This is a genomic window from Paenibacillus sp. PSB04 (assembly GCF_025809195.1).
Classification (GTDB): domain Bacteria; phylum Bacillota; class Bacilli; order Paenibacillales; family Paenibacillaceae; genus Paenibacillus_AQ; species Paenibacillus_AQ favisporus.
Window position 1 is genome coordinate 2041563 of the sequence record NZ_CP081301.1, and the last position, 14566, is coordinate 2056128.

The 14566-nt window shown below is 58.5% G+C and carries 9 protein-coding genes; 7 read left to right on the forward strand and 2 right to left on the reverse strand.

All coding sequences use genetic code 11. From position 1 onward, the window contains the following. Positions 1–10: 10 nt before the first annotated feature. Positions 11–1639 (reverse strand): response regulator, encoded by a 1629-nt coding sequence (locus K2F33_RS09700; RefSeq protein ID WP_263881539.1) that lies wholly within the window; start codon positions 1637–1639, stop codon positions 11–13. Positions 1640–1644: 5 nt separating this feature from the next. Then, entirely contained in the window at positions 1645–3516 is a 1872-nt protein-coding gene (locus tag K2F33_RS09705) for a sensor histidine kinase (protein WP_263881540.1), read from the reverse strand. 140 nt (positions 3517–3656) lie between these two features. On the opposite strand from K2F33_RS09705, the gene K2F33_RS09710 reads away from it, so the two are divergent. The 7 genes from K2F33_RS09710 to K2F33_RS09740 all read left to right on the forward strand — a co-directional run bounded on the left by K2F33_RS09710 (position 3657) and on the right by K2F33_RS09740 (position 14563). Beyond that, positions 3657–4538, forward strand: coding sequence for a carbohydrate ABC transporter permease (locus tag K2F33_RS09710; RefSeq protein WP_076172854.1), 882 nt, complete (start codon positions 3657–3659; stop codon positions 4536–4538). Continuing rightward, a complete protein-coding gene (locus K2F33_RS09715) occupies positions 4538–5374 on the forward strand; it encodes a carbohydrate ABC transporter permease (protein ID WP_145138380.1) in 837 nt (278 codons plus the stop codon). Before K2F33_RS09710 ends, K2F33_RS09715 begins: the two co-directional genes overlap by 1 nt. A gap of 172 nt (positions 5375–5546) precedes the next feature. Then, a complete protein-coding gene (locus K2F33_RS09720) occupies positions 5547–6833 on the forward strand; it encodes an ABC transporter substrate-binding protein (RefSeq protein ID WP_076172856.1) in 1287 nt (428 codons plus the stop codon). 87 nt (positions 6834–6920) lie between these two features. Beyond that, a complete protein-coding gene (locus K2F33_RS09725) occupies positions 6921–9371 on the forward strand; it encodes a glycoside hydrolase family 31 protein (protein ID WP_263881541.1) in 2451 nt (816 codons plus the stop codon). 375 nt (positions 9372–9746) lie between these two features. Then, entirely contained in the window at positions 9747–12839 is a 3093-nt protein-coding gene (locus tag K2F33_RS09730) for a DEAD/DEAH box helicase (protein ID WP_263881542.1), read from the forward strand. A 102-nt stretch (positions 12840–12941) separates the two neighbouring features. After that, complete coding sequence (locus K2F33_RS09735) at positions 12942–13724, forward strand: hypothetical protein (protein WP_263881543.1); 783 nt, start codon at positions 12942–12944, stop codon at positions 13722–13724. Next, on the forward strand, positions 13721–14563 hold the full coding sequence (locus K2F33_RS09740; RefSeq protein WP_263882330.1) for a M15 family metallopeptidase: 843 nt from the start codon (positions 13721–13723) through the stop codon (positions 14561–14563). Before K2F33_RS09735 ends, K2F33_RS09740 begins: the two co-directional genes overlap by 4 nt. The last annotated feature ends 3 nt before the right edge of the window (positions 14564–14566 follow it).

Here is a 14566-nt window from a genome sequence, read left to right on the forward strand (position 1 = left end):
ACCGCCGGGCTCAGTGCGTCTGAGCCGCGAGGTCCTTCCGGAATTCGTTCGGCGTGCGGCCTTCCTGCTTCTTGAACACCTTGCTGAAATATTTCTCGTCCTGATATCCGACCATTTCGGCAATCTGGGAGATGCGCAGCTGCGGATTGTGCAGAAGCAGCTTGGCCTTCTCAATCCGGATCCGGGCGAGAAAGTCTGAGAGGTTCACATGGAATTCCTGCTTGAAGCGTCTGGAGATGTATTCCCGGCTGAGAAAAAAGCGCGCAGCCATTTCCTGCAGGGAAATATCCTCGGCATAATGGCTTTCCAGGTATGCGGCGATGTCGTGGATGATATGGTTCTCCCGCGAGTGCTTCTGTGTCAAAATGCGGCTGGCTGCGGTCAGCCGCCCTTCGTATTGGGAAGTCCACAGGTCATAGGACAGCCGCCCTTGCTTGTCGAGCGGAAGGGAGCGGGGCAGCTCCAGCAGGGCGTCCTTGTCGGGACTTGGCGCCGCTGCTTCGGCGCCCTGATCCATCCACTGCTTCAGCATCCAGTCCCACTCCGCGTTCCACTGCACCAGCTGCTCGGGCGTCACCCGATCGAGCTGCCGGACGGCCTGCATCCAGCCGTCCACGGCGGCGCTGATCTGCTCGCGGCTGCCGCTGAGCGCCGCCAGGCGGAACTGCTCCTCATGCGCGCTCAGGCGCAAGGGCCGGGGAGCTGCCGGGCCGGCGGCGCTCAGCGTATGGAGCCAGGCGGCGGGATCCTGCAGGCTGCGCTGCCAGAGCGCCCGATGCGCCTCCTGATAGGAGCGGGCGAGACCCTCCGGGAACGGCTGGAAGGACCCGGCGCCGATTTGCACGCTGCGGTGCAGGGTGGCGTCGATGCCACGGTGGATGTCCTCCAGCAGGGAGGACATCGGCATGGAGTCATCCCATAGGAGCAGCACGATTTCTTCGGGGTTCGCCAGATGATGGAAGGCGAACCCTTTTCGTTTGGCCGATAGCAGCTCGTTGCCGATATTCGTCAGCGTAAAATAGAGCAGCTGCTTCATTTGGGCAAACTTCTCCAGCAGCTCGTCGTCCAGCTGCGCCGTGCTGATGACCGCCGCGGCGCAGCGGTCGATGTGCTCCGGCAGGCCGTATTCCTCCCGCAGCTGCTGGAGGATCTCCTCCCGGCGCCCGTGCCCGCCGATCAGGTCGGACAGCAGCTTGTCGGCATAATGCGGCCGCATCCGGTTCATCTCGATGCTCTGGCGGCTGCTCTGCCGCCGCTTCAGCTCCTCCTCCCGGCAGGCGGCCGCGGCTTTGGCAAGCGCCTCGTTCAAGGCGGCGGGGTCCACCGGCTTCAGGATGTAATCCATCCCGCCGTGGCGGATGGCATGGCGGACCAGATCGAAATCGTCATAACCGCTGATGACGATCGTCTTTATCCCGGAATGGCTTCCGCTCAGCCATTCCATCAGCTGCGTGCCGTCCATGCGCGGCATGCGCATATCCGTCATCACGATCTGGGGAGCATGCTCCTCGATCATCTCCGTCGCTGACTTCCCGTCGGCCGCTTCCAGAATGTCCGTAATGCCATGGCGCTCCCATTCCCCGAGCAGCTTGATAGCCTCCCGGACATGCTTCTCATCGTCTACAATTAACACTTTCATGGCTGTCAATTCTCCTCTGTATGAACTTCCCCCGGCCCGGCCCCTGTGCGGGCTTCGGCCGTTTTATTTTCTCCGGCGTGCATATCTTGCATATCTTCAGTATCGATTTCCAAAGAAATACGGACTCCATACGGCTCAAGGTTTTCGATCCGCATGCCGACGTCATGCGGCGTATACAGCTGCAGACGAAGCAGGACGTTGCGCACGCCGATTTCTCCGTTATCGCCTGCCCATTCGTCCTCCAGTTCGCCGTTTCCCCGGCCATCCAGCTGTTCCTGCAGCGTGGACAGCTTCTCCGGCTCGATCCGGCTGCCGTTATTTTCAATGACGATCTGCAGCAGGCCGTCTTCCCGCATATGGCTTTCGATGCGAACCGTGCCTTGACGGCCTTCGTGATCCATACCGTGCTTGAAGTAATTTTCGATCAGCGGCTGAAGAATCATTTTCGGCATGGGCTTATCCAGCGTATCCGGCGCCAGGTTCAGCGTGTAGACGAGCTGGTCTCCGAAACGTTCCTTCTGCAGCTCCAGATAGAGCCGGACGTGATCGGCCTCGTCCTTCAGCGTCACCAGCACATCGTTATTGCGCATGCTGTAGCGCATAATTTTGGCCAGGGAAGAGAGCAGGGCATAAATCCGCGGAACGTTATTTTGCAGCGCCAGCGTTCCGATCGACTGCAGGGTGTTGTACAGAAAATGGGGATTGATCTGGGCCTGCAGCGCTTTGAGCTGATTGGTCTTGTTCGCCAGCTCCAGCCGGTATTCCCGCAGGATCAGGTTGTTGATCGTATCCATCATCTGTATGAAGCGGGTGAACATAATGCCCGTCTCATCCTGCCGGTTCCAGGATATGTCGACATCGAGCTGGCCGGATTGAATCCGGTTCATGTAGCTGGTCAGCTTCTTGATCGGCTCGGTGATCCGGATGGAAATGAACAGCGTGCCAAAGATGATGATTCCCAGGGCGATGACCGCAATGGCGGCGTTGATCTGGGTCAGCTGACGCGCGCGCTCATACAGCGTGCTGTTTGGAATTCTTTTAATAATCGTCCATTCGGTATAAGGCGTCTGCATCTTCTCGAATACGTTCATGGCGCCGCCGCTTTCGAAAAAGCCCTCGGTCTGTGTTCCTTTGATCCGCGTCAGCAGTTCCTTGTCCGTGATCTGGGTGCCGAGCTGGCTGTCCCGCCCGGAATAGACGACGGTACCGCCCTGGTCGACGACCAGCAGCTGCTCCTTGTCCTTGTTGAACAGCTGCTCGGTAATATCCGTCACCGAATCCAGGCTGACGTCGATCGCCAGCAGGGCCAGCACCTTCTCCGACGGCACATTGGTAATGGACCGGTGGAAGGTGAAGACCATTTTGTCCGAGTAGGAGGTCGGCGACGGGGGAAAACCATAGTCATGGCTTTTATGGGTCGGCTCGATGGCCGTCGTATATTTTTCATACCCTTGGGTCGAAATGTAGGGCTCGGTCCGGTACTCTCGCTTCGGGAAAATCGCAGGGGTGACCAAGGTGGACTGTCCGGACTGGGTGGCGTGCAGGTAAATCCGCTCGATGCCGTGCACCGTATTCAAAATATTTTGCAAGGACGTGTACACCTCGGCCACCGCCCGGTAATCGTCCGGGATTTTTCGCAGGTTGCGCAGGAAGTTGGCGTCCGTGTATAGGGTGAGCGAAGCCTGGTTGATGCTGTTCAGATAGTTGGTCAAATTGACCTTCCCTTGGTAGATCAGGTTTCGATTCTCTTCGAGCGCCTGCTCTTTGATCGTCTCCTTGGTATGGATGTATGTGATCGTAATGGAGAGCAGCAGCGGGACGGTCGTCGCCAGCAGCATAAACAGAATCAGCCGCGAACGGATGCTGCGGAATTTCATGGAACCACCACTCTTTCGGGGTGCGTGAGGTATGTCATATCAATATTTTCCCCCTAACGGTTCACGATCCTCCGTGTTATTGAAGAATCGCTTCCCTCATACTGAAATAGTCATATACGAATCGTAAAGGGGAGATCAGGATGAATCGCCAAAAGTCATCCGGGCTGCTCCAGCAGCTAATATTCGTGGGGCCATCCACGATTTTTTTTCTCATCATCATTGTCGTTCCGTTCCTGCTGGGCTTATATTATTCCTTTACCGACTGGAACGGGGTATCCGGCGACGTCACCTGGGTCGGATTCGACAATTTCAAACAAATCATAACCAATGATCCCGATTTTGGGAAGGCTTTCTGGTTTACGGTAAGGTTCACGGTCATCGGCATTATTGTAACCAATGTGCTCGGATTTTTCCTTGCCTATTTCCTGACCAAGCCATTGAAGTCGCGCAATGTGCTGCGGACGATTTTCTTTATGCCGAACGTCATCGGCGGGCTGCTGCTTGGTTTTATTTGGCAGTTTATCTTTGTAAAGGGTTTCTCGGCGCTCGGCAGCGCTACCGGCTGGCACTTCTTCAACCTGCCTTGGCTGGGGGACGAAACGACCGCCTTCTGGGGCATCGTTATCGTGTTCGTCTGGCAAACCGCGGGCTACCTGATGGTCATTTACATTTCTTCGATCAATAATATCCCTAAAGATATCCTGGAAGCGGCCGAGATCGACGGAGCCAGCAAGCTGCAAATTCTGAAATCGGTCATCGTGCCGCTGGTGATGCCTGCCGTTACGGTCTGTCTGTTCCTGGCCATTTCCTGGTCGTTCAAGATGTTTGACCTGAACCTGTCGCTGACGAAGGGCGGACCGTTCCGCTCGACGGAATCGGTGGCGCTCAACATTTATAATGAAGCATTCCAGAACAACCGTTACGGGCTTGGAACCGCCAAAGCGATCATCTTCTTCGTCGTGGTTGCCATCATTACCAGCCTTCAGGTTAAAATCACGAAAAGCAAGGAGGTCGAATCGTAATGGAAGCATCCAAACAATACCGCTGGGGGACGCTCGTCACCGAAATCATTATGGTGCTGGTTGCGCTGCTCTTCCTGGTTCCGTTCTACTTTCTGTTCGTTAACTCGGTGAAAACATTTGGCGACCTTCTGACGAACTCCGCCAGCTGGCCGCAAACCTTTGAGTGGCACAATTACAGCCGGGCCTGGGACATTACCAACTTCCCGTCGGCGCTGTGGAACTCGCTGGTTATTACCGTGGTCAGCAACGTGCTACTGGCGCTGTTCAGCGCCATGGCCTCGTACCGGATGGTGCGTCACAATACGCGGTTCAACCGCTTCCTGTTTATGATTTTCGTGGCTGCCATGGTCATCCCGTTCCAATCCATCATGATTCCGCTTGTCAAAGTCACCAGTACGCTTGGCCTGATGAACAGCATTCCCGGACTGATCGCCTGTTACCTCGGCTTCGGGGTGCCGATGACAGTATTCCTGTTCCACGGTTTCGTCAAATCGATTCCGCTGGAAATCGAGGAAGCCGCCACGGTGGACGGAACGAATATTTACGGCACGTTCTTCCGGATCGTCGTTCCGCTGATGAAGCCGATGTTCGTTACCGTTATCATTCTGAACACGCTCTGGATCTGGAACGATTACCTGCTGCCGTCGCTGGTGCTGCAAAGCCCGGACCTGCGGACGATTCCGATCGCGACCTTCGCCTTCTTCGGGCAGTTCACAAAACAGTGGGATCTGGCCCTGCCGGCGCTCGTCTTGGGTATTCTGCCGGTCATCGTCTTTTTCCTGGCTATGCAAAAATATATCGTCGAAGGCATTACGCAGGGAGCGGTCAAAGGCTGAAGCCTTCAGCTGCGAACAACAGGTCAATCCCGTCCCCCTGTTTGATCAATATCGTAAGTGCCGGGGGGACAGGCTGTTCCCTATAATGAGGGAGTAAGCGATTTCAACGAGAGAACTTTTACAATGAAGCATTCCGCTTGATATGCAAGAACAAAAGGGAGGATTCTTGATCATGAAAAAACGGACCAAAATGGCGTTGGCTTCCGTGCTGGCCCTATCCGTAGTACTGGCCGGCTGCGGCTCCAAAACAGATAAAAGCGCCGAAGGCGCGAGCGGCGGCAGCGGCGGCACCAAGACGATTCACATTTTCCAATTCAAGGTGGAGATTGCCGAGGCGCTCAACAAGCTGAAAGCCGACTATGAAGCCAGCCATCCGGGTGTGAAGCTTGACATTCAGACGGTAGGCGGCGGTTCGGATTACGGTGCGGCACTGAAGGCGAAATTCGCATCGGGCGAGGAGCCGGATATTTTCAACGTAGGCGGTTATACCGATCTGGATACGTGGCAGGCCAAGCTGGAAGACCTGTCGGGTGAAAAATGGGTCAGCGATATGGTGGATGTCGCCAAGGACCAAATCTCCAAGGACGGCAAAGTGTACGGCATGCCGATGAACCTGGAAGGCTACGGCTTTGTCTACAATAAAGACTTGTTCAAAAAGGCGGGCATTACCGATATTCCGAAGACGTTAACCGAGCTTGAGGCAGCCGCCAAAAAGCTTCAAGACGCGGGCATCACCCCGTTCGTCAACGGATACCAGGAAGGCTGGATTCTCGGCCAGCACTCGCTGAACGTGGCCTTTGCCCATCAGAAGGATCCGGGCGCTTACATTGAGGGCCTCAACAACGGAACGGCCAAGTTTGCCGGCAACGAGCAAATGGACCAGTTCATGAATCTGTTTGACCTGACGCTGAAATACAGCAACAAAAATCCGCTGACGACCGACTACAACACGGAAATGACGATGTTTGCGAACGGACAGGCGGCTATGACGCAGCAGGGCAACTGGACGCAGGTGCAGATCGACGGCATCACGCCGAACATGAATATCGGGATTCTGCCGATGCCGATCAACGACAATGCGGAGGAGAATGACAAGCTGCTTGTCGGCGTGCCGAACAACTGGGTCATCAACAAAAACTCCAAGGTGAAGGATGACGCGAAGGAATTCCTGAACTGGCTCGTTACCTCCGATGAGGGCAAAAACTACATCACCAAGGAATTCAAATTCATTCCGGCCTTCAAGAGCATTAACGCCACTGAGGAGGATCTGGGCGCGCTCGGCGCGGAAGTGCTGAAATACAGCAAAGAGAACAAGCTGCTGAGCTGGCAGTTCGCGAGATTCCCGGAAGGCGCCTGGAACGAATTTGGCGCAAGCATGCAGGGGTATATCGCCGGCAAGACCGACAAGGCCAAGCTGTTCGAGGACTTCCAAAAAACGTGGGATAATTTGAAAAAATAATAGCTTAAGCAGCATACGAATGACCTGGAGGCTTCCTTTTGAACCAATGAAAGGGAGCCTCTTCATCTTAGAGGAGGGAAGCAGGATATGGAGGGCAGCGAAGCAATCCGGCCGGATAAAGAAGGTCCTGTCATTGTGCAAGAGGCTTGGGAGAACCTGGGTATCTATACCGGCGTGGAAAAAAGAGAAGGAACCTACTGGGTACGAACGGAACGCGGGGGAGCGGCCGTGGAATTCGTCACGGACGACATGCTGCGCATTAAATATTTCCTCGGAAATGATCCGGAAATGTCGACTACGGTCGCCATCGATCCGGCCGCTGCGGCAGGGGGCGAGGTCCAGGCACAGCTGGAGGAGACGGAAGGGGGCGTCCGGTTCCGCACGGCGTCGCTGGAAGTGACGCTGGACAAGCTGGGATTGTCCATGACCGTAAGAGACCGGGAAGGAAACGTGCTGGCCGAGCAGAAGAGCATCACCTTCAGCCCGGACGGATCGGCCTTCGGTGTGTACGACATGCCGCAGGATTCCCATTTCTACGGACTCGGGGAGAAATCGAGCTTCCTTGATAAACGTGGCGAGCGGTACACGAACTGGAACACCGACGTCTACGCTCCGCATATGCCGGAAATCGAAGCGCTGTACGAATCGATTCCGCTGCTGATTCATATGCACAGCGGCATCAGCTGCGGACTGTTCCTCGATAATCCGGGACGTTCGGATTTCGACATGCGCAGCCATGGCGTCGCCTTTACGGTCAGCTGCACGACCGGCAGCTACGACCTCTATTTCATCAACGGGCCGGAGCTGAAGGATGTCGTCAAGCGTTACACAACACTGACCGGGCGGATCAACCTGCCGCCGAAATGGGCGATCGGGTATCATCAGTCCCGTTACAGCTACATGAACCAGCAGGAGGTGCTGGAGCTCGGCCGGACGTTCCGGGCGAAGCAGATTCCGTGCGACGTCATTTATTTGGATATTCATTATATGGACGAATACCGGGTGTTTACGTTCGATCCGGTGCGGTTTCCGGATCCGGCAGGCATGATCCGTGAACTGCGGGAGATGGGGATCCGGATCGTGCCGATTGTGGATCCCGGCGTCAAGAAGGATGCGAAATACCCGATTTATCAGGAAGGTATCCGGGAGGACCATTTCTGCAGGAAGCTGGAGGGGGATCTGTTCTTCGGCGAGGTATGGCCGGGGACAAGCGCTTTCCCGGATTTCACCGACGACCGCACGGCGAAGTGGTGGGCGGATCAGCATGCCTTCTATACCGAACTCGGCATCGAGGGCATCTGGAACGACATGAACGAGCCGGCGGTGTTCAACGAATCCAAGACGATGGATCTGGACGTGATGCACCGCAACAACGGCAAGCCGCTGACGCATGAGGAGCTGCACAACATCTACGGACTGCTCATGTCCAAATCGACCTTTGAAGGGTTGAAAGAGCAGGTGGACCGCCGCCGTCCGTTTGTGCTGACCCGCGCCGGGTACGCGGGCATCCAGCGGTATGCGGCCGTCTGGACGGGAGACAACCGGAGCTTCTGGGAGCATATGGCCATGGCCATGCCGATGGTGCTGAACATGGGGCTCTCCGGCCTGGCGTTCGCGGGTCCGGACATCGGCGGCTTCGCCCACCATACCTCCGCGGAGCTTCTGATCCGCTGGACGCAGATGGGCGTCTTCTTCCCGTACTGCCGGAACCACTCGGCGCTGGAAACGGTGCGGCAGGAGCCGTGGTCGTTCGGGGAAGAGGCCGAAGCTATCCTGCGGGAGTACATCGGCCTGCGTTACCGCTGGATGCCGCAATTGTACAACCTGTTCCATGAGGCGGCTGTGACCGGGCTGCCGGTCATTCGCCCGCTCATTCTGGAGTATCCGCACGATCCGAACGTGACGAATCTGTGCGATCAATTCCTGCTCGGCGACAACGTGTTGATCGCGCCGGTCTATCGCCCAGACACCGATCATCGTGCCGTATACCTGCCCGAAGGGACTTGGCTGGACTACTGGACTGGCGAAGCGCATGAAGGCGGGCGGTATATCCTGGCCCACAGTCCGCTCTCCGTTTTGCCGGTCTACGTGAAAGCCGGCAGCATGATCGCGGAAGGTCCGCTGAAGCAGCATGCGGAAGACGGAGCGGATGATGCGGTGACATTCCATGTGTATGGCGCGGAAGCGGAAGGTGACTTTGCGGCTTCTTACCGCCTGTATGAAGATGACGGGGTGAGCTACGGGTACGAAGTCGGAGCTTACAGTGAGCTGGAGCTGAAGGTGCGGGCCGAGCAAGGCCGGCTTGTCCTGTCGTATGCTTACCCGCATCGGCAGTATGAAGCGAAGCGTGAACGCCTCCGCTTTGTGCTGCGCCGTCCGAAGTTCCGCCCGGCTGAGGTCGAAGGGCTCGGGCAGGTGACGCTTGAGCAAATGGAGCAGGGGGCGCTCGGCTGGGCCGTCGATGGCCAGAGCGGCAACCTGATGATTCAGGTCCAGGATCGGCCCGAAGGCGGACAGTGGGCGGTCATCTCCGCCTGATCAGCCTATATACAGATCCATGGTGGATTCAAGCCGGAAACCGGTTCAGGGAGATTCATGCTCCCGGGACGGTTTCCGGCTTTTTTAGTTATTTTAGATATAAGGAAATTAATTTTCCGAGAGTCGTCTTTCTGGTATTTCCAGAAAAACGGCGTTAAATGCGGTCCGGCTTCGTTGAATGCTCGTCAATGAGACGCTTCTACTCTGAGGCTGCATGATCGGGTCAGGCAGAGGGCAGGCGGTCCCATGGTGGGCAAAAAGCATAAAAAAATAGTGAAAAATGCCTAAAAAAGACCCGGATCTCGTTTTTAAATTCATGCGTTTTCGTATAAGATGGAAGTATATGTGTAATTACGGATACGACAGGAGACTACCATGAATCAACCGCTTTATGGCGTATGGCTTGGCGATGTGTTTTTTTGTTTTTCAGGAGAGATGTCCGAACCGAGAGTGGATGCATGGAGCAAAGTGGTCAAGCAGCTGACGCTGACGGACGGGACGCGCCCTTTTGCCCAGGCTGCGCTCAGACTGGCCGAGCTCAAGTACCCGTCCGCGCATGCGGCTCAGCGTACGAGCCGCCGGGGGGAACGGCGCCAGCTCATGGGCAGAACGCTGGAGGGACTTGCCCTGAGCGCCGCAGACGCCTTCAGCCTGCTTCTCGCATGGGATGAGCCTTATATTCGGCAGGCGGGAATGGAGCCCGGGGCGGAGATGGGGTACTGGGCCCAGGCGGCCCGGTTCGCCCTGGAGCTGATGCTGCGCGGCTGTATCGCACCGGGGACGGCCCCTGTGCCGACAAACGGCACCCGCCGCAAATCGGGTGAGCAGGCGCTGACGGCGGAATGGAAGCCGAGCCTGAACCAGCCGCAGGACGCGGAGCGGTTCCTGCAGCTGGCGGCGGCAATGCCGCCTGTGGCGCTTGGAGTACCGGTGCTATCCGGCAGGGATGCGATGACCAAGGAGGAAGCGGGGGCATTTTTGCTGCATTCGTTTATGGGCGCCATGATCCATGCACAGGTACGGGAAGTGATCCGTGAGAACGAGAGCAAATTTTCCCGTTACCATGCCGAATACCGGAGAGGATATTCCCCGGTGACGGAGCTGTGGTGGAACAGTACCCTGACCGCCAGCCGGATGATCCCGATTCAAGGGAGCACAGAAGAGATGGAGGAGCTGGCGTCCGCGGTTGGTGAGACGGGGGGGACCTCGATCCCGGCCGTGGAAAACGGGGATGCTGCGGCACAGGGCCGGATGCAGCTGGGACTGCGGCTCGAGCCCTGCCATACCGAGGAAGAGGAACGCTGGTGCGTCTCGTTCTGGGCTGAATTTCAGGATGAGTTCAGGGCATGGATTCCCGTCCGGGCCATCTGGTCGTATCGGGAACGGGATATCAGCCGCCGCGGCCGCGTCTTTCCGAATGTGCAGGAGCAAATGCTCCGTGCGCTCGGCGATGCGTCGAGGCTGTCCCCGGAACTGGCCGAAGCGCTGAGGGGCCCGGCTCCGGAGAGCCTTGAACTCACTACGGAGGAAATGATCGCCTTTGTCCGCCTCTCGGTTCCGAAGCTGACGAAAGCCGGAATCACGGTCCAGATGCCCTCCCGGTGGAGCCGGAAGGGGCGCCGCCGTGTGGGATTGTCGCTGAAGATGCTGGCGGAAAATGCAGGCGGAGGCGCGCCCGGTCATCCGGTCATCGGCCTGGAGCAGCTTGTCTCCTTCCGGGTGGAAGCCGCCCTTGAGGGCCACACCCTTACCCGGGAGGAATTGGCCGAGCTGGCCGAGTCGACCCTGCCTTATGTGAAATTCCGCGGGGAATGGATCGAGCTGGATTTGAAGGAAATCCGCCAGGTGCTGCGCTATATCAAGAAGCATGACGAAGGCGAAATGAACATGTCCGACTGGATGCATCTCAGTGCAGGAGAAGACGGGGAACGGACCTGGAAGGGCATTCCGGTGCTGGAGCTGGAGACAATGGGCTACCTGCAGTCCCTTCTTGGCGAGGAGGGGCCGAAGAAGGTGCCTGTCCGCCCGGTTCCCGCTTCGCTGCACGGCGTACTCCGCCCTTATCAGGAGCGGGGCTACCAATGGCTGGCCGCGATGCGGGACATGGGCTTCGGCGTCTGCCTGGCCGATGACATGGGCCTCGGAAAGACGGTGCAGGTGATCACCTGTCTGCTGGAGCAGCACAAGGAGGGCAATCCTCCCGTGCTGATCGTGTGCCCGACCTCGCTGCTCGGCAACTGGCAGCGCGAAATGCAGCGCTTTGCCCCCGGGCTCGAGCTGTACATTCACCACGGCAACCGCCGCCTTCACGGGGACGAATTTCTGGAACAGGCGCTTCGGCATGACGTCGTGCTGACCACCTACCATTTGGCCGGAAGGGACGGCTCCGACCTGGCCTCAGTGCTGTGGTCCACCGTCGTGCTGGACGAAGCCCAGTACATTAAGAACTACCGGACCAAACAGGCGCAGAGCGTCATGAAGCTGTCGGCGCCTCACCGCATCGCGATGACCGGGACGCCGGTGGAGAACCGCCTCGGCGAGCTGTGGTCGATTTTCCAATTCCTCAATCCGGGTTATCTCGGTTCTTCCACATCGTTCCGGCAGCGGTACACGACAGGGGAGGTCGCGCCAGGGAAGCTGCAGGAGCTGCATAAGCTTGTATCGCCCTTCATGATGAGACGCCTGAAGAGCGATCCCGACATCCGCAAGGATTTGCCGGAAAAGCTGGAAATCAAATCTTACTGCACGCTGACCGAAGTGCAGGGAGCGATGTACCAATCGGTCGTGGACCAGATGATGGGCCAGATCGGACAGCAGACGGGGATCGCCCGGAAAGGGCTCGTGCTGTCCTCGCTGACGAAGCTGAAGCAGATTTGCGACTCGCCGCTTCTGCTCGGCAGGGAAGACGTGCGTGGCGCAAAAGCCGAGTCTTCCGGGAAAATGGAGCGGCTCCTCGATCTGCTTGACAACATCCGGGAAAATCAGGAGTCAGCGCTCATCTTCACGCAATACGTGGCAATGGGACATCTTCTGGTGTCCAGGCTGAAGGAGCGTTACGGCAGGGCGCCTTTCTTCCTTCACGGCGGCGTGTCCAAACAGGAGCGCGACGACATGGTCATGGCCTTTCAGGAGGGTGAAGGCCCGTCCTTCTTCGTACTGTCGCTGAAGGCGGGGGGCGTCGGTCTGAATCTGACCCGGGCCAATCATGTGCTGCATTACGACCGGTGGTGGAATCCGGCGGTGGAGAATCAGGCGACCGACCGGGTATTCCGGATCGGACAGCAGAAAAACGTGCAGGTTCACAAGCTGATCTGTCAAGGGACGCTCGAGGAGCGGATCGACGAGCTGATCGAGCATAAAAAGTCGCTCTCCGAGCAGGTCGTCGGTTCGGGAGAAACGTGGCTGACCGAGATGTCGGATCACGAGCTGAAGGAATTGATCATGCTGCAAGGGGAAGACTGGATGTAAATGTAAACCGGCGGCTTAGGGTTTCCTTAAGCAGGCTGCGGCTATCATGTTGATATTCGACACTTCTGATTTTTTTGGGGCACTCCAAGGAGGGAACAAGGGATGAAGGCACAAGGTAACGACCGAACGGATCTGATCGTGGAAGCGGAACCCGGATTGATCCGGGCCCAAGGGACAACCGCAGAAGGCCGTGAGGAATGGACCCTCGGCATTCCGGTGACGGTAGACGGAGCTGTGCCCGCAGGCACCATCGTGGAGAGGCTGGCCGATTGCCCCGCCGACCTTTATTTACTGCTGCAGGATAGCCGGCTGCCTTGGCTGGATGAGCTGCTGGGGCAAACCGCCCTGACCTGGGGCAAGGCGGTCTGCAGCTGCGGCGCAGACGGATGTTCCCACGCTTCGGAGTCGATGCCGGCCATCCGTCAGCGCTTGGCGGAGGAGCCGCTTCTCATGCTGGCACTGCTGGGGCTTCCCCGTGAGGAGCTGCTCGGCCGGGTCTTCGGCGACTGGGCTGATTCCCTGCCCCCGGGTGACGCCAAGCTGGCCGACGGCGACCTGTCCTCCCTGGAGGAGAAGGGCAAAGGCGGCCCGTCTCCCGGCGAATGGCTGGCAGAAGCGGCCCAGCAGGGCATGTTGCATGAACCGGGAGCGCCGTACCGGGAGGTGGCCGTCCATCTGAAGGCGGTGCCCGCCAAGGATATGCCGGAGGAGGATTGGTCGGGCCTTCTGCCCAAGGTGACGGCAGCCCGGCAGGTGATCCGCTCGATCAAGACGCAGACTGCGGCGAGGGCCAAGGAGCAGCTGAAGCGGGTACCATCGGCTGCCGCTGGGCTGGCTTCAGCCCCAGCCCCGGCTCCGGCGCCGGCTTCGGAGAAGAGAACATGACCGGGCCATCCCGGGCCGGAAGCCGGGGCGCCTGCCTTCTGGCGGCGCTGATCCTCTCGGCGTCCGCCGTGCTCAGCGGCTGCGAGCGGTCGGAAGGGGCAGGGGGGGAGAGCGGACAAGCCCTGCACGCCCCCGGAGATTCGGGTGCTGGAGGGCAGGAGGGCCTTGAGCGGGTCGCCGATCCCGTACTGGCCAAGCGCAGCGAAAATTCGCTGCAGGCTACGGCCCGGACCATGAACGGGAAGCAGGTGGTGACCAATCCGGATGCGGTTACCGTGGTGGTCAACAAGCAGCGCAGCCTTCCGGAAGGGTATGCCCCTCCCGACCTCGTGGAACCGGACGTGCCCTTTACGTTCGACGGGCACCATGAGAAACGGCAGCTGCGGAAGGAGGCCGCCGCCGCGCTCGAAAGGCTGTTCGCCGGGGCGTCGCAGGCCGGCCTGGAGCTTCGGGCCGTCTCCGGTTACCGCTCTTATGAACGCCAGCAGGCCGTTTACGGGCAGCATGTCCGCACCAAGGGGGCGGAGGAAGCCGCCCGTGTCAGCGCCGTCCCTGGGACGAGCGAGCATCAGACAGGCCTGACGATGGACGTTTCGAGCCCCAGCGTCGGCAACGTGCTGGGGGCTGTATTCGGCTCGTCCGAGGAAGGGCGCTGGCTTGCGGCGCATGCCGCGGAATACGGCTTTATCGTCCGGTATCCCGACGGAATGGAGAGCGTGACCGGCTACGTGTACGAGCCGTGGCACATCCGCTATATCGGAACGGACCTGGCACCGGACATCGCCCGGAGCGGGCTTGCGCTCGAGGACTATTTTGACGAAGCGAACATGAAGCTGTAATGG

Bases quoted from the DNA above. Each gene is read 5' to 3' on its own strand.
- K2F33_RS09700 (WP_263881539.1), bottom strand. From the start codon at position 1,639: ATGAAAGTGTTAATTGTAGACGATGAGAAGCATGTCCGGGAGGCTATC.
- K2F33_RS09705 (WP_263881540.1), bottom strand. From the start codon at position 3,516: ATGAAATTCCGCAGCATCCGTTCGCGGCTGATTCTGTTTATGCTGCTG.
- K2F33_RS09710 (WP_076172854.1), top strand. From the start codon at position 3,657: ATGAATCGCCAAAAGTCATCCGGGCTGCTCCAGCAGCTAATATTCGTG.
- K2F33_RS09715 (WP_145138380.1), top strand. From the start codon at position 4,538: ATGGAAGCATCCAAACAATACCGCTGGGGGACGCTCGTCACCGAAATC.
- K2F33_RS09720 (WP_076172856.1), top strand. From the start codon at position 5,547: ATGAAAAAACGGACCAAAATGGCGTTGGCTTCCGTGCTGGCCCTATCC.
- K2F33_RS09725 (WP_263881541.1), top strand. From the start codon at position 6,921: ATGGAGGGCAGCGAAGCAATCCGGCCGGATAAAGAAGGTCCTGTCATT.
- K2F33_RS09730 (WP_263881542.1), top strand. From the start codon at position 9,747: ATGAATCAACCGCTTTATGGCGTATGGCTTGGCGATGTGTTTTTTTGT.
- K2F33_RS09735 (WP_263881543.1), top strand. From the start codon at position 12,942: ATGAAGGCACAAGGTAACGACCGAACGGATCTGATCGTGGAAGCGGAA.
- K2F33_RS09740 (WP_263882330.1), top strand. From the start codon at position 13,721: ATGACCGGGCCATCCCGGGCCGGAAGCCGGGGCGCCTGCCTTCTGGCG.